We start from the raw sequence: 18,238 nt of genomic DNA on the forward strand, positions 1-18,238 counted from the left end.
GAATATACGTTATATGTTACCGATAGTAACAATGGTTGTGTGTCTGTAAGTAGAATTGTAATTACTCAAGATATAACAGCGGTTGTAGCAACAATCACTGGAAATGCAGAATTGACTTGTTCAACTACCAGCATTACTTTAAATGCAAGTGGATCAACAGTACAAGGAACTGCAAGTTACTTATGGAGCACAGGAGCAACTACAGCTACAATAGCAGTAACTACACCGGGTGTATATTCGGTAACGGTAACAGATAGTGATAATGGTTGTTCAGCTATAGTAGAAGTAACAGTGTTACAAGATATTAAACCTGTTGTTGCAACTATTACAGGAAATTCGAAATTGACCTGTTCAACTACCAGCATTACTTTAAATGCAAGTGGATCTACAGTACAAGGTACTGCAAGTTACTTATGGAGTACAGGAGCAACTACGGCTACAATAGCAGTAACTACACCTGGAGTATATTCAGTAATGGTAACTGATAGCGTTAATGGTTGTTCAAATTCTGTTGAAGTTACAGTAACTCAAAACATTTCTGTTGTAGTAGCGAACCTTGTTGGAAATACAGTATTAACATGTAATGAGCCATCGAGTGTTTTAGATGCAAGTTCATCAACTGTTAGTGGCACTATAAGTTATTTATGGAGTACTGGAGCTACAACACCACAAATTACAGTGACAAATGCTGGAGTTTATTCAGTTGTTGTTGTAGATATTGAAAGTGGTTGTTCCAATACGAAGTCAATAACAATTACTAAAAATATGTCTGACGTTATTGCAATAATAACAGGAAATCAAATATTAACATGTGAAACAAAAAGTGTAACATTAAATGCTTCGGGCTCAACCAATCAAGGTACTGCAAGTTATTTATGGAGTACAGAAGCAACAACTGCGTCTATTACGGTTAGTACTCCTGGAGAGTATGTAGTAACAGTTACTAATACTGCGACTGGATGTTCAAATTCTGTAGCTGTTACCGTAGGACAAAATATTGTTCCTGGTATTGTAACAAGTGGATCAGTGATTTTATGTAGTTTGGATGCTGCATTTGATATATCAACACTATTGGTTAATAATTTTGTTGCAGGAGGTACTTGGAGTGACGATATGAATAGTGATGGCTTAACAGGAAATATGTTTAATCCTTCCGTTGTTAATTTAGATAATTACCAATTTACATATACTGAACCAGGCGCATGTGGAAGAAAAATAATTGTAAATGTTAGTGTAAATGATGACTGTGTGGTTTTACCTTGTGCTACAATTGATGATATTTCTAAAGTTGTAACTGCAAATAATGACGGAGTAAATGATACATTTATAATTGGAATATTGAATGGAACAGGTGGTTGTAAATATGAAGTTAACATATTTAACCGTTGGGGAAAAATTGTATTTGAATCGAAGGATTATCGAAATAATTGGGGAGGATACCATAATAATTCAGGTATGACATTGAATACAGATGCGAAATTACCTTCAGGTACTTACTATTACGTTGTTAATGTAATTGATACTGGAGGAGATAGGTTAAAGCCAATAACTGGATATATTTATTTAGGAACTCATTAATAATAAAATAAAAACTATGAAGCGTTTAATAATAATTATAGCAATATTAGTTGTTGGAGTTGAAAATTCTAACGCCCAACAATTACCGCAATTTACACAATACATGTATAATACAATTTCGGTAAACCCTGCATATGCTGGTAGTAGAGATGCTCTTAGTATTGTAGGATTAAACAGAAACCAATGGGCTGGATTTGATGGTGGACCACAAACCCAAACCTTGTCGATTCATTCACCTTTGAGAAATGAAAAAATAGGATTAGGATTGTCTTTAATAAATGATAAAGCGGGATTTGAAAATTTTACCTATGTATATGGAGATTTTTCTTATACCATACAAGCAAATGATGAAGTGGATGTAAGTTTTGGTTTAAAAGCGGGTTTGTCTTATTATAAGTTATCGGACGAGTTGTATAATGCAACTGAAGTAAATCAGGATCCTTATTTTAATGATCGATTAGATAGATGGAATTCTAATTTTGGTGCCGGTATTTTGGTTCATTCTGATCGATGGTTTTTAGGACTTTCTGTTCCAAAGATTATTAATCATGATAGAAATAATGACACACAATATGCAGCTTTAGAAACGGTTCATTATTATGCATTAGGAGGTTATGTTTTCGATTTAAGCAAAACCGTAAAGCTTAAACCATCTTTTATGTTTAAATACACAAAGGGAGCGCCAATATCGACCGATTTAACAGCTAGCTTGTTGTTTAATGAGAAATTTTGGTTAGGAGGATCCTATAGACTAAATGGTGAGCAGAGAGATATTGGTGCATTGGTAGATTTTCAAGTAACCGATCAATTCAGAGTGGGGTATACCTATGAGATACCAACGGGTGAAATTAGACCATATACTTCGGGTTCACATGAAATTTTATTGATGTATGAATTTAAGTTTATGAAGAAAAAACAAAAATCACCAAGATATTTTTAACTGAATAAAAATGAATAGTATGAAAAAATTAACACTTTTAAGTATTGCTTTTGTTTTGCTAACCACATCTATATTTGGTCAAACTGCAAGGCAAAAAAGAGCAGACCGAGAATTTAACAACTTTTCATTTGTAAAGGCTATTAATACCTATGAAAAACTTATAGATACCAGTTTTAATAAGTACTATGCAATGCGAAAATTGGGAGATGCTTTAATAATGTTGCGTCAACCTGAAAATGCATTACCTATTTATGAAAAAGTTGTGCAACAAGAAAATGTTCCTTCAGAATATTTTTTATATTATGCCCAAACTCTTAGAGCAACAGGAGATTATGAAGCATCTAAAAAATGGATGAAGAAATATAAAGAGGCTGGAAATGAAAAAGATTTTAGAGTTGAAAGTTTCTTTAAAAATGATGATTTGGCAAGTGGTATTTTTAATGCTTCTGAAAAAAACACTCTTAGTAAAGTAAATTTTAATACAAAGTATAACGATTTTGGAGCAATCAACTGGAACGATAAAATTGTTTTTTCATCTTCTAGAGATGCTGGAGTTTCCGTAAAAAGATTGTATGCTTGGGATGGTCAGCCTTTGTTAGATTTGTATCAAGCGAATAATGGAGGTTTAGCAGATTCAGCAACAAAATTAGATGGAGATGTAAATACTATTCATCACGATGGACCTGCTACATTTAGTGCAGATGGGACTAAAATGTATTTCTCTCGAAATAATTACCATTCAAGCACAAAAGTTATTGATGCTCAAGGAATTATGCATATTGGTATTTATTCAGCCGATTTGGTTGATGGAAAATGGGTAAATGTTAAACCGTCTAATTTAAATAATGCGTCTTTTATTGTTTACCATCCTTCTTTAAGTAAAGATGGCAAAAAATTATATTTCTCTTCTGATATGCCAAAAGGATTTGGAGGAACGGACATTTATGTTTCCGACGTAAATGGGGATGGATCTTTGGGAACCCCGTTAAATTTGGGTGGAGTTGTAAACACAGAAGGTAATGAAGCTTTTCCTTTTATCCATTCTGAAGACGGAACCTTATATTTTTCTTCAGATGGGCATGTTGGTTTTGGATTGATGGATGTTTTTGCGACGGTTCAAAATGCAAATGGAGAAATAGTTAACGTTATTAATTTAGGAGATCCGATTAATAGTAAAAAGGATGATTTTGGTTATTATCTTTCAGATGACGGTTTTAAAGGGTTTATTTCATCAAATAGAAAAGGTGGTGTTGGTGGTGATGATATTTATGCTTTTACCAGAATACCTCCATTAATGTTAAAAGGAACTGTTTATGATGCCGTTAATAATCAACCAATAGAAGGGGCAAAAATAGTTTTAGCTCGTAAAAATGGCGAAGAGATTGCTTACTTTATCTCTGATAAAAATGGTACTTATGAACATTTAATTGAAAGAGATAAGGATTTTATTTTAAAAGGAACAAAAGAAAAATATACAGCTGCTCAAAAAGAATTTAGTTCTTTTGGATTAGAAAAAGAAGTAGAGGTTATAGTTGATTTAAATTTACCTTTAGCACCAATTGAGAATGTGGTAATTTTAGCAGATCTTGAAACAATTTATTTTGATTTGGATAAATGGAATATAAGACCAGATGCAGCTATTGAGCTTAATAAAGTGGTTGATTTAATGAATAAATATCCTGAAATGGTAATTCGTTTAGAATCGCATACAGATAGTAGAGCAAATGATAATTATAACATTACGCTATCCTATAATAGAGCAAAATCTACGTTTAAGTATATAGTTTCAAAAGGAATCAATTCTTCAAGAATAACAAAATATGAAGGATTTGGAGAATCTCAATTAGTAAATAAATGTTCTAACGGAGTTAAGTGTTCAGAAGCTGAACATCAGCTCAATAGAAGAACTGAGTTTGTTATTATTAAAATGAAATAAAAAATAAAATTAAGGCAGTCGTACATTAATAATTCTTGACTATACTACCGTTGTGGGGACGACAATTTCTCAAGTTATTAGTTGCGACTGCTCTTTTTATAATAAAACACAATTGTTTGGGCAATTATTAAAATGAAATAAAAAATAAAATTAAGGCAGTCGTACATTAATAATTCTTGACTATACTACCGTTGTGGGGACGACAATTTCTCAAGTTATTAGTTGCGGTTGCTCTTTTTATAATAAAATACAATTGTTTGGAGTAATTAAAGTCCCTTTTTTATTTTCATAGCTAAAGCCTGGCAATAAAGTATTTATATATATACCCCTTGCTGAATTATCTAAAGATTTTGTTACATTATTTTTAATAACTTTTAAATGAGTATTGATGATGCTGTTTTTAAGAGGTGTTGCTTGCATGTGAGGTTTTTTTTAGGGTTAAATTAAATATTTTTTATGGTGCTTATTTTTTAATAAAGATATGTGTAAAGTAGTTTCTTCCTTGACCATCGCATTCAGTTGAAATTCCAAAATGGGTAAAATTTGGACTTTCGATAATACTTTTGTGAGAGCTACTATTAAGCCAAGCATTCACAGTTCCTTGTGCAGTGCTGTATCCAAAAGCGACATTTTCTGCTACATTATTTGCATTCGCGGTTGTTATTAAAGTATGTGAACGTTCAGCGAAGTTATCATGACTTGCTTTGCCTTGGCTAATCATATAATTTGTGTGTCCATTGGCAACTCCAGAAATTAAGTCTAACGTATTTAATGTTGAAATATTTAAAGTTTTTCTGTGGTTGTTAACAAGGTTTAAAATTTCAAGTTCAATCGCAGAGTACGATTTTTTTTCTACAATAGTTTCAACATTTTTACTAAAATAGATTTCATCATCATCTTTAGAGCAAGATATTAGCACAGAACTAAAAAGTACTAAGGAAAGAATTGTTGCGGGTAGTGTTTTCATAGGAGAGGGGTTTTGGAACTTGTCTTTTGGTTTATAACTCAAAAGTGATTATGTTCTAATGCTAAACTAGCAAATACCACTATCCCATAATCACTAATGAATTAACATCTTATTAAATTTTATTTTCAATAAACTAAATATTTAATTGGTTTTACACTACAAAATTAAACAATAATAAGTTATAAAAAAATAAAAATCACATAGAATTACCATTTATTAAATAAAATAATCCATTTATATATCAAAACGTACCATTTAAGTTTTTTAATTATAAATTTATGTACTATTTATCTATCAAAATATTCCATTTATTAAACTAAAGAATTGTAAAATGAATTTTTTATTTCTAATGAAATTGGATATTTCAATACGATCTTTTTGCAAAGGATATACGGTTATATTACTAAAATATATTACTATAACAGAAGGTTATAAATTGTGACATTATTGATGTTCGGGTAAATACAGTTTTTAATTAGGAAAAATTAATTTTTATTGGATTTTTTTTGTGAGTATTCAGATGAGGACGAAAAACAAAATAGTTAAAATTAATAATTTGTTTTAATTAGGGTTAGATCTATTTAGTTGTTAACGCCTATTTTACGACGTTGTTGTTTGAAATGGAGTTGTTATTTAGTTTAATTTAAAAAGAAGAAATGATTAATAAAGGGCCTGAAAATGTAAGAATTTAAATAATTATTTAAGATAAAGTAATTTTTTTAGAGATTAAATTATACTATTATAATTTTTAAAAGAAATCTAAAAATGAAAACTTGTTAAATTGCGTTGAAAATCTGAAGAATAACAAAAATATAGAAGTATTGAATTCAACTCCATTAAAGTTTAAAAGTCAAAAAAAAGAAGGTGTGTTATTAAAATAATTTTACTCAAAAAAAAGTTGTGGGGACGACCCATTTTTTAAGTTATTAGTTGCGGTAATATTTGATTAAATCAGCCAATTATACTATTATTTACTTGTTTATTCTTTATATGTTAATATTACCTTAATTGGCGCAAATAATTATGTTACTGCCGTTGTGGGGACGGTCATTTTTTATAGTTATTTGTTAGAGATTATTTCATTAAATTTGTCAATTATTATATTGCCGCTGTGGGGACGGTCAATTTTTAAAGTTATTTGTTATCGTCTATTTGATTAAATCAGTCAGTTATTCTACTGCCGTTGTGGGGACGACATTTATTCAACTTAATTTTATTCGCCGCTATTTGTATTAAATCATATTCATTTTATGTATTACTAAATTTCCTGTTTTATTAGTATAACTAAATCCAGGGAATAAAGTATTTATATAAATGTTTCTTGCGGAATTAATTAAAGAATTTGAACTGTTGTTTTTAACATCTTCATGCGAAGATGATACAGGGTTGTGTTTTAGGGGTTTAGTTCGCATCGCTATGGGGTTTTAAAATGAAATAAAATTTTGAATTTTTTGTTAATGGGTTTATTTGGTTATAAAAATATTGGTAAAGTAATTTCTGCCATTGGCATCGCGTTCTGTAGAAATTCCAAAATGGGTAAAATAAGGATTTTCAATAAGGCTTTTGTGGGTACTGCTATTTAGCCACCCATTTACTGCTCCTTGTGCAGAGTTATATCCAAAAGCTACATTTTCACCTACATGTTTAGCATTCGCATTTTTGCTTAGGATTTGTGTTCGCTCCATGAAGTTATCATGATTAGGTGCTCCTTTTTCAATCATATATTTAGTATGTCCATTGGCCACACCTGAAACAATGTTTAAAGGAGTTAAGTTTGAAAGATTTAAACTTTTTCTATGATTGTTTATTAAATTAAAAATTTCAAGCTCAATGTCAGAGTAGGAACTTTTCTCGAATAATGTTTCTTTTGTTTCACTAAAATATATTCCATCATCCTCTTTTGAGCAAGAACTGAAAATAAAACTAAAAATCAATAAACAGAAAATTGTTGGGGATAGAGATTTCATTGTTGTGGGGTTTTGGAATTGGGGTTTTTTAATTTGTAATTCCAAGGTGATTATATCTAAGTTTAACTAGCGGAAATACTTCTACATAATCACATTGGAATTAGTTTTTTTTCTTAAAATTCATTCAATAAATAAAAAATCTTTTGGTTTTTATGGTACTAAAGTAAGTAATAAAATTGAATTTAAAAAATAAAATTTAAAAAATATACCATTTATGTAAAAAAAAGCGCCATTTATAGCTTAAATAAACAAAATACGTAGATAAATATGATTAATAAGTCGCAAATATGTTGTTATTTATTTGAAAATAACAACCATTTATATGTAAAAAAAAACATAAAAATGTGAAAATTAAAAAAAAAGGTTATTTTTTTAATAAATTTCTAGCCTAAAAATATTTGAAAAAGGTGTTATATTATTTTTTGCTGAAAATATTTTACCGATGCTGGGATGATCATTGAAATGAGTTAATGATGTTATATAGACTTATAGTAAAATACATTTATTTGGTGAAATTAAACAACCATTATTGTCGGTATAATTAAACCCAGGCATTAATGTATTTATATATATATTTTTAACCGTGAAAGGTACAGATTGTATAATATTATTGCTAACTACTTTTAAATACGTGTTAACAGAGCCGGTATTAAGGGTTGATGCTTCCATTTTTTTAGAAATTTAAATTTGATAGGTGAGTGTTTATTTTGATATAAATAAATGAGTAAAGTAGTTTCTGCCTTGCCCATCACTTTCAGTTGAAATACCAAAATGAGTAAAGGAAGGGTTTTCAATAATGCTTTTGTGAGAACTGCTATTTAACCAACCATTTACAACTCCTTGTGCAGAGTTATAACCGAAGGCAACATTTTCTCCTACGTTTTTTGCATTAGTCATTGTAATTAACGTTTGAGAGCGTTGAGAAAAATTATCATGATTTACCTCGCCTTTGGAAATCATATAATTAGTATGCCCATTTGCCACGCCTGAAACGAAGTTTAATGTGTTTAATGTAGAAAGATTTAAAGTTTTTCTATGATTATTAATTAGGTTTAAAATTTCTGTTTCAAGAGGTGAGTAAGAGTTTTTTTCTACAACTACTTCATTGGCTTTGCTAAAATAGATTTCATCATCTTCTTTGGAGCAAGAAACCATAAAAGAGCTAATTAGAATAAAAGATAAAATTGTTACGGTTAGAGGTTTCATGACGGAGGGGTTTTGGATTATTTACTTTTTAATTCAAAAGCAATTATGTAGATGTTAAACTAGCAAATCCACTTCTACATAATCACAATTGAATTATTTTTTACTTTATTTTTTCAATGAACTAATAACCTATTTGATTATTACATGGTAAATGTACAAAGATAATTTGTATAAAAAAAATAAAATTACCATTTATTTTAAAAAACTAACTGTTTATAAGATAAAACATACCATTTAAAAGAATAAAACGAAATACATTTTTATAATATTTGTGATTTTTTATTAAAAAAAAGCAGTATGGATCAATTTGCTCCATAAAAAAATCCGATAGTCCATACTATCGGATTTTTTTTTATGAGTTGAATAAAACTTATTGGACCAGTCCAGATCGTTTTAGAAGAGCATCAATGGTAGGTTTTTTTCCTTTAAATTTGGTGTACAATTTCATCGGCTCTTCTGTACCTCCTTTTTCCAAAATGAATTTCTTTAATTTATCTGAAGTTTTTTTATCAAATATTCCTTGTTCCAAAAAAACTGAAAAAGCATCAGCATCTAAAACTTCTGCCCATTTGTATGAGTAATAACCAGAAGAATAACCACCTTGAAAAATATGAGAAAATGAAGTGCTCATGCAATTTTCATCAACATCTGGATAGAACTGGGTATTTAAGAGTGAGGTTGATTCAATTTCTTTTACACTTTTTAGAGATTGAACTGCATTATTATGCCACTGCATATCTAAAAGACCAAAGCTTAATTGACGAACCGTTTGTATGCCTTCTAAAAAATTAGAAGATTCCTTTATTTTTTCAATAAGTTCCATTGGAATTAATTCGCCAGATTCATAATGCTTTGCAAAAAGGTTTAGCGCTTCTTTTTCATAACACCAATTTTCTAATAGTTGACTTGGGAGTTCAACAAAATCCCAAAAAACATTGGTTCCTGATAAACTGGGATAGGTAGTATTTGCTAACATACCGTGCAATGCGTGTCCAAATTCATGAAATAGGGTTGTAACTTCATTAAAAGTTAATAAGGATGGTTTTGTTTGAGTTGGTTTTGTAAAATTACAAACGATGGATATTTGTGGTCGTGAATTTTCATTAAAACGTTTCCATTGTCCTTTGTAAGAAGTCATCCAAGCACCATTTCGTTTTCCTTTTCTCGGAAAAAAATCGGCGTATAGTATTGCAATATAATTGTCTTTAGAATCGGTTACTTTGAATGTTTTTACATCTTTATGATAAGTGTCAATATCATAAACTTCTTCAAATTTAATATCGAAGAGTTTTGATGAAATTGTAAAAACTCCTTCAATAACATTTTCAAGTTTAAAATAAGGTTTCAATTGCTCATCGTCAAAATTAAAGAGCTGTTGTTTAAGTTTTTCGGAATAAAAGCCACCATCCCATTTTTGTATTTTTTCAATGCCGTCATTCATTGCCAAATCTGAGAGTTGTTTAAATTGTTTCTCGGCAATAGGTTTTGCTTTTACCAAAAAATCCTTTAAAAAAGTTACTACATTTTCTGGATTTTCAGCCATTCGTTCTTCTAAAACAAAGTGTGAATGATTTTTATATCCCAATAGTTGTGCTCTTTTATGTCTGTTACCTACTATATCTAAAACAATTTGTTGATTGTCATACTCATTGTTTTGAAATCCTTTAGAACCAGAAGCAATTGTTATTTCCTTTCTTAGATTTCTGTTTTCACAATAGGTAACAAACGGAATAAAACTTGGGTAATCTAAAGTAAAAATCCAACCATCTTTATTTTTTTGAACAGCTTCCATTTGCGCAGCTTCCAAACAACTTTCAGGCAAACCATTAAGTTGATTTATATCGGTAATATGTAGCTCATATGCATTTGTTTCTGCCAATACATTTTCTCCAAATTTTAATTTTAATTTGGAAAGGGTTGCGTCTATTTCTCTTAATATTAATTTATCTGTTTCATTTAAATTTGCCCCATTTCTAACAAATGATTTATATTTTTTAGAAAGGAGCATATCTTGTTCGGTAGTTAATTTGAGATTTTTTTTATTGAGATAAACCGTTTTAATTCGTTCAAACAACTGTTCATTTAAGGTAATATCATTCGAAAATTCAGTTAACAAAGGAGAAACTTCTTGTGCAATTTTCTGTATTTCATCGGTTGTTTCGGCAGCATTTAAATTGAAAAAAATACTCGAAATTCGATCCAATAATTGTCCACTAAATTCCAATTCTTCAATGGTGTTTTCAAAAGTTGGGATCTTAAAATTGGCAGTAATTGTAGCAATTTCTTTTCTGGCTAGTTCAATTGCTTCTTTAAAAGCAGGGATAAAATGTTCTGATTTAATTTTAGAAAATGGGGCAGTTGAATATGAATTTTTAAAAGGTGTTAATAATGGATTTGTCATTGAAAAAATGATTGCTTTAAGTTTTTAAAAAAGGAATTTTATTTTATTTATCTATTTTTAAGATCGTCTGAAGATTTTTGAACCTTTAACTTTAAACCTTCTTTATAGATTAAAATTTTATCAAGGGTAAATTTATCAGAACTTCCTATAATTTGAGCAGCTAAAATTCCAGCATTCAAAGCACCATCAAGAGCTACAGTGGCAACTGGAACTCCTCCAGGCATTTGAAGAATGGATAGCACAGAATCCCATCCATCTATAGAATTTCGAGATTTTATAGGCACACCTATTACAGGAAGTGGACTCATAGAAGCTACCATACCGGGTAAATGAGCAGCGCCTCCAGCACCAGCAATTATAACTGAAATACCTCTTGTGTGCGCATTACTTGCGTAATTTACTAGTTTGTCTGGTGTTCTATGCGCAGAAACAATATCTACTTCATATTCAATATTAAATGATTTTAAAATATCTATGGCTTCTTGCATAATTGGAAGATCAGAAATGCTTCCCATTATAATTCCTACTTTACTCATAATTTATAATTATTTAATAATTAAATATTTGAAATATAGCTAATTAAATCTTTCATTTACTACTTATTACTCTAATTGTTTGTTTAACTTTTTCAGCCAATTCTCTTGCTTCTTCCATATTTTCATGAACAATGGTAACATGCCCCATTTTTCTAAACGGACGTGTTTCTTTTTTTCCATAAATATGCGGCGTTACTCCAGGCATTTTTAAAATTTCATCCATATTTTTATAAACTACTTTTCCTTCATAGCCATTTTCGCCTACTAAATTTACCATCACTGCAGCAGCTTTACTTTTTGTTGAACCTAAGGGAAGGTTTAAAATACTTCTTAAATGCTGTTCAAACTGATTGGTATAAGATCCTTCAATGCTATAATGACCACTATTATGGGTTCTTGGAGCAACTTCATTAACTATTATTTCATCTTCATCTGTTTGAAACATTTCAACGGCCAGCAACCCAATATGTTGAAAAGATTCTGCTACCTTTTTGGCTGTATTCATAGCTTTTTTGGCTACTTTAGGAGAAATTCTTGCAGGACAAATAACGTATTCAACCTGATTTGCTTCTGGATGAAATTCCATTTCAACCACTGGATAGGTTTTTATTTCACCATTTTTATTTCGAGCAACAATTACTGCTAATTCATTTTTAAAAGGAATTAATTGTTCAGTAATACATTCAACATCGGGTAAATTAATTAAATCGTTTTCATTTTTTACAATTTTAACGCCCATTCCATCATATCCAAATTGAGCCGATTTCCATACAAATGGAAAACTGAAATTTTCATTTAATAATTCAGATTTTAAAAGGTATCGTTTAAATGGTGCTGTTGAAATATCGTTTGAGGCAAAAAAATCCTTTTGTTTTCCTTTATGTTGAATAATTTCCAAAACTTTAGGCTGTGGAAATATTGCTAATCCTTCTTCTTCTAATTTGAACAAGGCTTGCACGTTAATATGCTCAATTTCAATAGTTAGTAAATCAACTTTTTTGCCAAAATCATATACGGTTTGATAATCTAATAAGCTTCCAACATAAAATTCATTGCAAATAGCGGCGCACGGTGCTTGATTAGACGAATCTAAAACAGCAGTATAAATATCAAACTTATGAGTTTCAGCTAATAGCATTTTGCCTAATTGGCCACCGCCCAAAATACCTAATTTAAATGTTGATGAGAAATAGTTTTTCACTTTAATTGCTTTCGCACAAAAATACTAATCTGTTTTTAAAATACTTACATTACTTTTTAAAAATTAGAAATGTAAATAGTATTATTATTTAAAACTACCACTTTATACTCTCTGGCAAAACGGTTAAACCCTTTGGTTTGTGATGATCCATCAATTATACTGTACTCACTTTGGTCACAAGAGCATTTCATTTTTAAGCTTCCGTCAAAGTTCATTGGAGTGGCACAATCATTATTTGGGCAGGCTCTTTCAAATGCTTTATATGGAGGATTTCCAATTCCTGTATTTTGAATAAGAATACCTCGGTAGCCACCTTTGCTATAGACAGAACCTGTTGGTGTGAGCAAATTTATATATTGTGGAAGGTTTAAGTTTATGGTTTCATCAACAACCACTTTTGGTAAAAGATCATTCACTTCATTTTTTTCACATGAATACAAAGTGGCAACAACAAACAAAATTGCTATTTTTTTTAACATAAAACTTCAAGTTTAAATGTAAACGGTTGCAATTTACAAATATTTTGTACATTTGTGTTAAATCTCATTCTGGTATACAGTTGTGAGATTTTTTGTATTATTTAAGCAGATTGATTATGAGTAAAATTTCGTATTATTCCGAAGAAGGAATGAAAAAATTAAGGGATGAGTTGGACCACCTTGAACACGTTGAGCGTCCTAGAGTGAGTAACGACATAGCAGAAGCACGAGATAAAGGTGATTTAAGTGAAAATGCGGAGTACCATGCTGCTAAGGAGGAGCAGTCTATGTTAGAATTGAAAATCGCAAAATTAAAAGAAGTGGTTTCAAATGCTCGTGTAATTGATGAATCTTTATTAGATAATTCTAAAGTACTAATACATTCAAGAGTTAAACTAAAAAATATTACAAATAAGATGGAGCTAACGTATACGTTAGTTGCAGATTCTGAAACTAATTTGAAGGAAGGTAAATTATCTGTAAATTCTCCTATTGGTAAAGGCTTATTAGGTAAAAAAGTGGGTGATATTGCAGAAATTCAAGTGCCGAATGGTGTTATTACGTTGGAAGTATTAGATATTTCAAGAGGTTAAAATTAGTTTGAAATTATATTGAAACCCTTTTCAATTGACAAATTGAAAAGGGTTTCTTATTTTTGATAAAAAAAATCATGTCTATTTTTACAAAAATTATTTCAGGAGAAATCCCTTCGTACAAAATTGCAGAGAACAATCAGTTTTACGCATTTTTAGATATTAACCCAAATGCAAAAGGGCATACATTAGTAGTTCCAAAAAGGGAAGTAAACAAGCTGTTTGAATTAGATTCTAAAGAATATTCCGATTTAATGGCATATGCTAGAAAAATTGCAATTGCTTTGGAAAAAGCAATTCCGTGCAAACGAATTGGGATGGCTGTTATTGGGTTAGAAGTGCCGCATGCACATGTTCATCTAATTCCTTTACAAGCAATGGAAGATATTCAGTTTAATAAAAAAGTAACTTTAAAGCCAGAGGAATTTGAACAACTAGCAAAATTAATTGCTGCTGAACTTTAATTATTTTTTTAGATGAACAGTAATAGTAGTTCCAATACCAATTTCTGATTTTGAAATCATAATTTTACCATTGTGATAATCTTCAATAATGCGTTTTGCTAAAGATAGACCCAACCCCCATCCTCTTTTTTTTGTTGTAAAGCCAGGAGAAAATATTTTGTGGTATAAGTTTTTTGGGATTCCTTTACCGGTGTCTGAAACGGAAATTTTTACAGTTTTATCTTCTTCAATTATGACAATGTTTAAAGTGCCTTTTCCAGCCATAGCATCAATAGAATTTTTAACTAAATTTTCTATAACCCAATTGTAAAGTTGAATATTAATTTTAGTTTTTATATTAGATTTTTTTGAACGAAAGTTGAAAATCACATTTTTTGAGCTTCGTGATTGTAAATAATTTAATGCTGTTTTTGTTGCCTCAACAATATTTTCAGTTTTTAAAACAGGAACTGATCCAATTTTTGAAAATCGTTTTGCAATAGTATCAAGCCTTAACACATCATTTTCAATTTCTTTAACGGTATTTTCATCAGTGTTTTCTAATCTTAAAATTTCAATCCAACCAAGTAAAGATGATAAAGGCGTTCCAATTTGATGTGCAGTTTCTTTGGCCATTCCGGTCCAAAGTTTGTTTTGTTCTGCTATTTTATTAGATTTAAAAAAAAGGTAAATAACACTAGCAAATAAGATCAAAATTAAGATTAAGGCTACTGGATAATATTTTAATTTTGTTAATAAATCAGAATCTCTATAATAAATAAATTGTTTAGTCTGACTTTCTTTATGACTCACAATTATTGGCTTATTTTGATTTTTCATAAGCCTTAATTGATGGTTTAAATAATCGGTATTGTCAATTTTTGAATCGTCTAAATTAGACCATTCAGTAATATTGCCTTGATTATTGGTAATAATCATCGGAATATTACTGTTGCTCAAAATAATTTTATCTTCTAAAGTAAAATCGGCATTTAGGTCCGAAGTACTAAACGATTCAAAAGCTTTTGCTAAAATTTCCATTTTAGCTCTCTCTTCATCTTTAAATTTTAGAAAGAAATCATAAGTATTCCATAAAATTAGGGCAACAATAATAAAAGATGACGCTACAACAGCTCCTCTAATTAATAATGTATGTTTTTGTGAAACCATCTTCAAATATAATTGATATGTAGTTATAACATAAAATTTAATGTGTTATTATTTTAGATTGAAATAATTATATTTGTTTTAAAATAATAAATATGCTTAGTATTAATCCTTCAGAAATTTCAACAGTACAATTACACGGTTATTTATTGAGTGCAATCGCACCAAGACCTATTGCTTTTGCAAGTACGATGGATGAATTTGGAAACCCTAACTTATCACCGTTTAGTTTTTTTAATGTATTTAGTGCTAACCCACCAATTTTAGTTTTTTCGCCAGCTAGAAGAGTTAAAGAAAATACAACTAAAGATACTTTTGAAAATTCAAAAAAAACAAAAGAGGTTGTAATTAACGTTGTTAATTACAATATGGTACAGCAAATGTCTTTAGCCAGTACAGAATATCCAACAGGAATAAATGAGTTTGAAAAAGCAGGCTTTACCATGTTAAAATCGGATATAGTAAAGCCTTTTAGAGTTGCCGAATCTCCTATTCAGATGGAATGTAAAATAACTGAAATAATTGAACTTGGAATCGAGGGAGGAGCGGGAAACTTAATTATTTGTGAAGTTGTAAAGATGCATATAAAAGAAGAATTTCTAGGAGATGATGGGACAATAAATCAGCATAAACTAGATTTGGTATCTAGGGCAGGAGGAAGTCTTTATTCGAGAGCAAATTGCGGATTTTTTGAAATTCCAAAACCATTATTAACAATGGGGATAGGAGTAGACGCTATTCCTGCTGCTATTCGAAATAGTACTGTTTTAACAGGGAATGACCTAGGAATGTTAGGTAATGTTGAAGCGCTTCCTGAAGCTAATGATGTTGATAAGTTTGCAAAAGAACATGCCAAATATATAGGTTCAAATTTGCTAAAAAAACATACATTTGCCAAAGACTTTTTAACTAAAAACGACATTGACAGTGCTTGGAAGGCATTATTGATGAAATAATTTGAAATATGGAAATTACAGGAAAAATTAAAAAAATTGGAGAAGAAAAAACATTTGGAACAAGTGGTTTTAGAAAAAGAGAATTAGTTGTTACAACTAATGAACAATACCCACAAATGATAATGGTTGAATTTGTTCAAGACAAATGTGAACTATTAAACAATTACCAAGCTGGACAAGATGTGAAAGTTGCTGTTAATTTAAGGGGTAGGGAATGGATTAACCCACAAGGTGAAGCAGTATATTTTAATACTATACAAGGGTGGAGAATAGAAGCTTTGCAAGATAATGGAAATGCTGGAGCATCTGCAATGCCACCAATGGATTCTTTTGAAACTACGTCTAATATAGATGACGCTGAACCAGATGATTTGCCATTTTAATGGGATAAAATAAATAAAAAAGGGGAAAAGAAATTTTCCCCTTTTTTATTTAAATTGCATAAAATAATTCTAAATGTACTTACTTTCTAAAAAACTAATTTTTCCTCCAGTAGCATTGGCAGATAGAGATGGATTGCTAGCCGTAGGTGGAGATTTATCAGTTGAAAGATTACAATTGGCCTATAAAAGTGGTATTTTTCCTTGGTATAACACTAACGAACCAATTTTTTGGTATAGTCCAAAATTGAGAATGGTTTTGTTTCCTAGTCATGTTGTGATTTCAAAAAGTATGCGAAAAGTTATTGCTAAAAACAGCTTTGAAATATCATATAATCAAAATTTTAGTGAAGTAATAGCAGCTTGTAAAAATGCATTAAGAAATGGTGAATCTGGAACTTGGATAACTGATGAAATGGAACAAGCATACTTAAAACTACATCATTTAGGTATTGCAAAATCTGTTGAAGTTTGGCAACATTTCGACTCAACTCAAGGTGACAAAAAATTAGTTGGAGGTTTGTATGGAATTGATTTAGGTACAGTTTTTTGTGGAGAAAGTATGTTTAGCAATGTTGATAACGCTTCTAAATTTGCACTTATTAAACTTGCTCAAAAGTTAGAATTGGAGAAGTATCAACTTATAGATTGTCAGCTTTATAATAATCATTTAGCAAGTTTAGGTGCTGTTGAAATTTCGCGAGAACGCTTTTTGGACTTTCTAAATAAGTAAGTTAGGTTTCGTAATTCTTTAGTATATTTACTCTTAATAAATAGTTTAATTTATGGATATTAAAAACGCACAGCTTGTTGTAGATGAATGGATTAAAAATCATGGAGTTAGGTATTTTAACGAATTAACCAACATGGCTCAATTAACTGAAGAAGTTGGAGAGGTTGCAAGAATTATTGCACGTAGGTATGGCGAACAAAGTGAAAAGGAAAGTGATAAAGATAAAGATTTGGGTGAGGAATTAGCCGATGTAGTTTTTGTGGTTTTGTGTTTGGCAAATCAAACAGGAATAGATTTACAGGCAAGTTTCGATAAAAAAATGGATGTAAAAACAAAAAGAGATCATAATAGGCATCAAAATAACCAAAAACTAAAATAACATGAATTCTTATAAAAACGCTTCGTTCTTAAAACTTGCAATCCGTTTTGGATTGATATTTTTAGTGGTAATTTCCTTAATTAAAATAGTTGTTTCTTTATTTAGCGCTGGTGGATTTGAAGGAATGATTGTCACAAATTTTTCTGCAGAAACTTGGAAACCATTTGTAATAAATAATTTAATTATTTCTTTAATGTATGGTCTATTTATGGGCGGTTATTATAAATTTATTAAAAATGCGAATTAAGGGTTAACAATTGGCTTTAAAAAACAAGCAGCAAGTTTTCCAAATATATGTACAATTAAACCTTTAAACGACCTGACTTTACTTGCATTTTGGATTTGAGTTTTTTCATTTATCCAATTAAAAAACGAT

At 30.0% G+C, this 18,238-nt stretch carries 20 protein-coding genes; 10 read left to right on the plus strand and 10 right to left on the minus strand.

The features are described from left to right. The 3 genes from Q8S45_RS08745 to Q8S45_RS08755 form a co-directional block, all read left to right on the plus strand. A partial coding sequence (locus Q8S45_RS08745; protein WP_305603808.1) for a gliding motility-associated C-terminal domain-containing protein occupies positions 1-1,578 on the plus strand: 1,578 nt, incomplete at its 5' end. 16 nt (positions 1,579-1,594) lie between these two features. After that, positions 1,595-2,518: a type IX secretion system membrane protein PorP/SprF gene (locus Q8S45_RS08750; protein WP_305603811.1), complete on the plus strand. Its 924-nt coding sequence runs from the start codon at positions 1,595-1,597 to the stop codon at positions 2,516-2,518. Positions 2,519-2,537: 19 nt separating this feature from the next. Continuing rightward, on the plus strand, positions 2,538-4,454 hold the full coding sequence (locus tag Q8S45_RS08755; protein WP_305603813.1) for an OmpA family protein: 1,917 nt from the start codon (positions 2,538-2,540) through the stop codon (positions 4,452-4,454). Between the two features lie 237 nt (positions 4,455-4,691). Here Q8S45_RS08755 and Q8S45_RS08760 read toward each other — a convergent pair whose 3' ends face one another. From Q8S45_RS08760 to Q8S45_RS08800, 9 genes are all read right to left on the minus strand, one after another. Next, positions 4,692-4,874 carry a hypothetical protein gene (locus tag Q8S45_RS08760; RefSeq protein ID WP_305603815.1) on the minus strand — a complete coding sequence of 61 codons (183 nt, stop codon included), beginning with the start codon at positions 4,872-4,874 and terminating at the stop codon, positions 4,692-4,694. A 43-nt stretch (positions 4,875-4,917) separates the two neighbouring features. After that, positions 4,918-5,421 carry a CAP domain-containing protein gene (locus tag Q8S45_RS08765; RefSeq protein WP_305603818.1) on the minus strand — a complete coding sequence of 168 codons (504 nt, stop codon included), beginning with the start codon at positions 5,419-5,421 and terminating at the stop codon, positions 4,918-4,920. A 1,463-nt stretch (positions 5,422-6,884) separates the two neighbouring features. Beyond that, positions 6,885-7,388, minus strand: coding sequence for a CAP domain-containing protein (locus Q8S45_RS08770; RefSeq protein WP_305603821.1), 504 nt, complete (start codon positions 7,386-7,388; stop codon positions 6,885-6,887). 486 nt (positions 7,389-7,874) lie between these two features. Next, complete coding sequence (locus Q8S45_RS08775; protein WP_305603823.1) at positions 7,875-8,057, minus strand: hypothetical protein; 183 nt, start codon at positions 8,055-8,057, stop codon at positions 7,875-7,877. Between the two features lie 33 nt (positions 8,058-8,090). Beyond that, on the minus strand, positions 8,091-8,594 hold the full coding sequence (locus Q8S45_RS08780; RefSeq protein ID WP_305603826.1) for a CAP domain-containing protein: 504 nt from the start codon (positions 8,592-8,594) through the stop codon (positions 8,091-8,093). 370 nt (positions 8,595-8,964) lie between these two features. Next, positions 8,965-10,995: a M3 family metallopeptidase gene (locus Q8S45_RS08785; protein WP_305603828.1), complete on the minus strand. Its 2,031-nt coding sequence runs from the start codon at positions 10,993-10,995 to the stop codon at positions 8,965-8,967. A gap of 47 nt (positions 10,996-11,042) precedes the next feature. Beyond that, positions 11,043-11,531 (minus strand): 5-(carboxyamino)imidazole ribonucleotide mutase, encoded by a 489-nt coding sequence (gene purE / locus Q8S45_RS08790; protein ID WP_305603830.1) that lies wholly within the window; start codon positions 11,529-11,531, stop codon positions 11,043-11,045. Positions 11,532-11,583: 52 nt separating this feature from the next. Beyond that, positions 11,584-12,732, minus strand: a complete 1,149-nt coding sequence (locus Q8S45_RS08795) for a 5-(carboxyamino)imidazole ribonucleotide synthase (RefSeq protein ID WP_305603833.1) — start codon at positions 12,730-12,732, stop codon at positions 11,584-11,586. Between the two features lie 56 nt (positions 12,733-12,788). Next, positions 12,789-13,211, minus strand: a complete 423-nt coding sequence (locus tag Q8S45_RS08800) for a hypothetical protein (RefSeq protein ID WP_305603835.1) — start codon at positions 13,209-13,211, stop codon at positions 12,789-12,791. 116 nt (positions 13,212-13,327) lie between these two features. Between Q8S45_RS08800 and greA the strand changes: the two genes are divergently transcribed. Together greA and Q8S45_RS08810 are read left to right on the plus strand one after the other, a co-directional pair. Beyond that, positions 13,328-13,804: a transcription elongation factor GreA gene (gene greA / locus Q8S45_RS08805; protein WP_305603837.1), complete on the plus strand. Its 477-nt coding sequence runs from the start codon at positions 13,328-13,330 to the stop codon at positions 13,802-13,804. 74 nt (positions 13,805-13,878) lie between these two features. Further along, on the plus strand, positions 13,879-14,268 hold the full coding sequence (locus Q8S45_RS08810) for an HIT family protein (protein WP_305603857.1): 390 nt from the start codon (positions 13,879-13,881) through the stop codon (positions 14,266-14,268). On the opposite strand, the gene Q8S45_RS08815 is transcribed toward Q8S45_RS08810, so the two are convergent. Beyond that, the gene (locus tag Q8S45_RS08815) at positions 14,269-15,417 is read right to left on the minus strand and encodes a PAS domain-containing sensor histidine kinase (RefSeq protein ID WP_305603840.1); all 1,149 of its coding nucleotides are present in this window, start codon (positions 15,415-15,417) and stop codon (positions 14,269-14,271) included. It lies immediately after the preceding gene. Positions 15,418-15,509: 92 nt separating this feature from the next. On the opposite strand from Q8S45_RS08815, the gene Q8S45_RS08820 reads away from it, so the two are divergent. From Q8S45_RS08820 to Q8S45_RS08840, 5 genes are all read left to right on the plus strand, one after another. Further along, a complete protein-coding gene (locus tag Q8S45_RS08820; protein ID WP_305603843.1) occupies positions 15,510-16,370 on the plus strand; it encodes a flavin reductase family protein in 861 nt (286 codons plus the stop codon). Between the two features lie 8 nt (positions 16,371-16,378). Next, the gene (locus tag Q8S45_RS08825; protein ID WP_305603846.1) at positions 16,379-16,753 is read left to right on the plus strand and encodes a DUF3127 domain-containing protein; all 375 of its coding nucleotides are present in this window, start codon (positions 16,379-16,381) and stop codon (positions 16,751-16,753) included. Positions 16,754-16,826: 73 nt separating this feature from the next. Beyond that, positions 16,827-17,483: a leucyl/phenylalanyl-tRNA--protein transferase gene (aat, locus tag Q8S45_RS08830; protein ID WP_305603849.1), complete on the plus strand. Its 657-nt coding sequence runs from the start codon at positions 16,827-16,829 to the stop codon at positions 17,481-17,483. 52 nt (positions 17,484-17,535) lie between these two features. Next, positions 17,536-17,862 carry a nucleotide pyrophosphohydrolase gene (locus Q8S45_RS08835; RefSeq protein ID WP_305603851.1) on the plus strand — a complete coding sequence of 109 codons (327 nt, stop codon included), beginning with the start codon at positions 17,536-17,538 and terminating at the stop codon, positions 17,860-17,862. A gap of 1 nt (position 17,863) precedes the next feature. After that, positions 17,864-18,109 carry a hypothetical protein gene (locus tag Q8S45_RS08840; RefSeq protein ID WP_305603854.1) on the plus strand — a complete coding sequence of 82 codons (246 nt, stop codon included), beginning with the start codon at positions 17,864-17,866 and terminating at the stop codon, positions 18,107-18,109. Positions 18,110-18,238: the final 129 nt, after the last annotated feature.

The organism is Lutibacter sp., from assembly GCF_030692605.1.
In the GTDB taxonomy this organism is placed as follows: Bacteria; Bacteroidota; Bacteroidia; order Flavobacteriales; family Flavobacteriaceae; genus Lutibacter.

Coding starts and splice junctions, on each gene's coding strand:
- Q8S45_RS08825 (WP_305603846.1), top strand. CDS start 16,379: ATGGAAATTACAGGAAAAATTAAAAAAATTGGAGAAGAAAAAACATTT.
- Q8S45_RS08820 (WP_305603843.1), top strand. CDS start 15,510: ATGCTTAGTATTAATCCTTCAGAAATTTCAACAGTACAATTACACGGT.
- Q8S45_RS08815 (WP_305603840.1), bottom strand. CDS start 15,417: ATGGTTTCACAAAAACATACATTATTAATTAGAGGAGCTGTTGTAGCG.
- Q8S45_RS08770 (WP_305603821.1), bottom strand. CDS start 7,388: ATGAAATCTCTATCCCCAACAATTTTCTGTTTATTGATTTTTAGTTTT.
- Q8S45_RS08785 (WP_305603828.1), bottom strand. CDS start 10,995: ATGACAAATCCATTATTAACACCTTTTAAAAATTCATATTCAACTGCC.
- Q8S45_RS08835 (WP_305603851.1), top strand. CDS start 17,536: ATGGATATTAAAAACGCACAGCTTGTTGTAGATGAATGGATTAAAAAT.
- Q8S45_RS08775 (WP_305603823.1), bottom strand. CDS start 8,057: ATGGAAGCATCAACCCTTAATACCGGCTCTGTTAACACGTATTTAAAA.
- Q8S45_RS08750 (WP_305603811.1), top strand. CDS start 1,595: ATGAAGCGTTTAATAATAATTATAGCAATATTAGTTGTTGGAGTTGAA.
- purE (WP_305603830.1), bottom strand. CDS start 11,531: ATGAGTAAAGTAGGAATTATAATGGGAAGCATTTCTGATCTTCCAATT.
- Q8S45_RS08755 (WP_305603813.1), top strand. CDS start 2,538: ATGAAAAAATTAACACTTTTAAGTATTGCTTTTGTTTTGCTAACCACA.
- Q8S45_RS08840 (WP_305603854.1), top strand. CDS start 17,864: ATGAATTCTTATAAAAACGCTTCGTTCTTAAAACTTGCAATCCGTTTT.
- aat (WP_305603849.1), top strand. CDS start 16,827: ATGTACTTACTTTCTAAAAAACTAATTTTTCCTCCAGTAGCATTGGCA.
- greA (WP_305603837.1), top strand. CDS start 13,328: ATGAGTAAAATTTCGTATTATTCCGAAGAAGGAATGAAAAAATTAAGG.
- Q8S45_RS08765 (WP_305603818.1), bottom strand. CDS start 5,421: ATGAAAACACTACCCGCAACAATTCTTTCCTTAGTACTTTTTAGTTCT.
- Q8S45_RS08780 (WP_305603826.1), bottom strand. CDS start 8,594: ATGAAACCTCTAACCGTAACAATTTTATCTTTTATTCTAATTAGCTCT.
- Q8S45_RS08800 (WP_305603835.1), bottom strand. CDS start 13,211: ATGTTAAAAAAAATAGCAATTTTGTTTGTTGTTGCCACTTTGTATTCA.
- Q8S45_RS08760 (WP_305603815.1), bottom strand. CDS start 4,874: ATGCAAGCAACACCTCTTAAAAACAGCATCATCAATACTCATTTAAAA.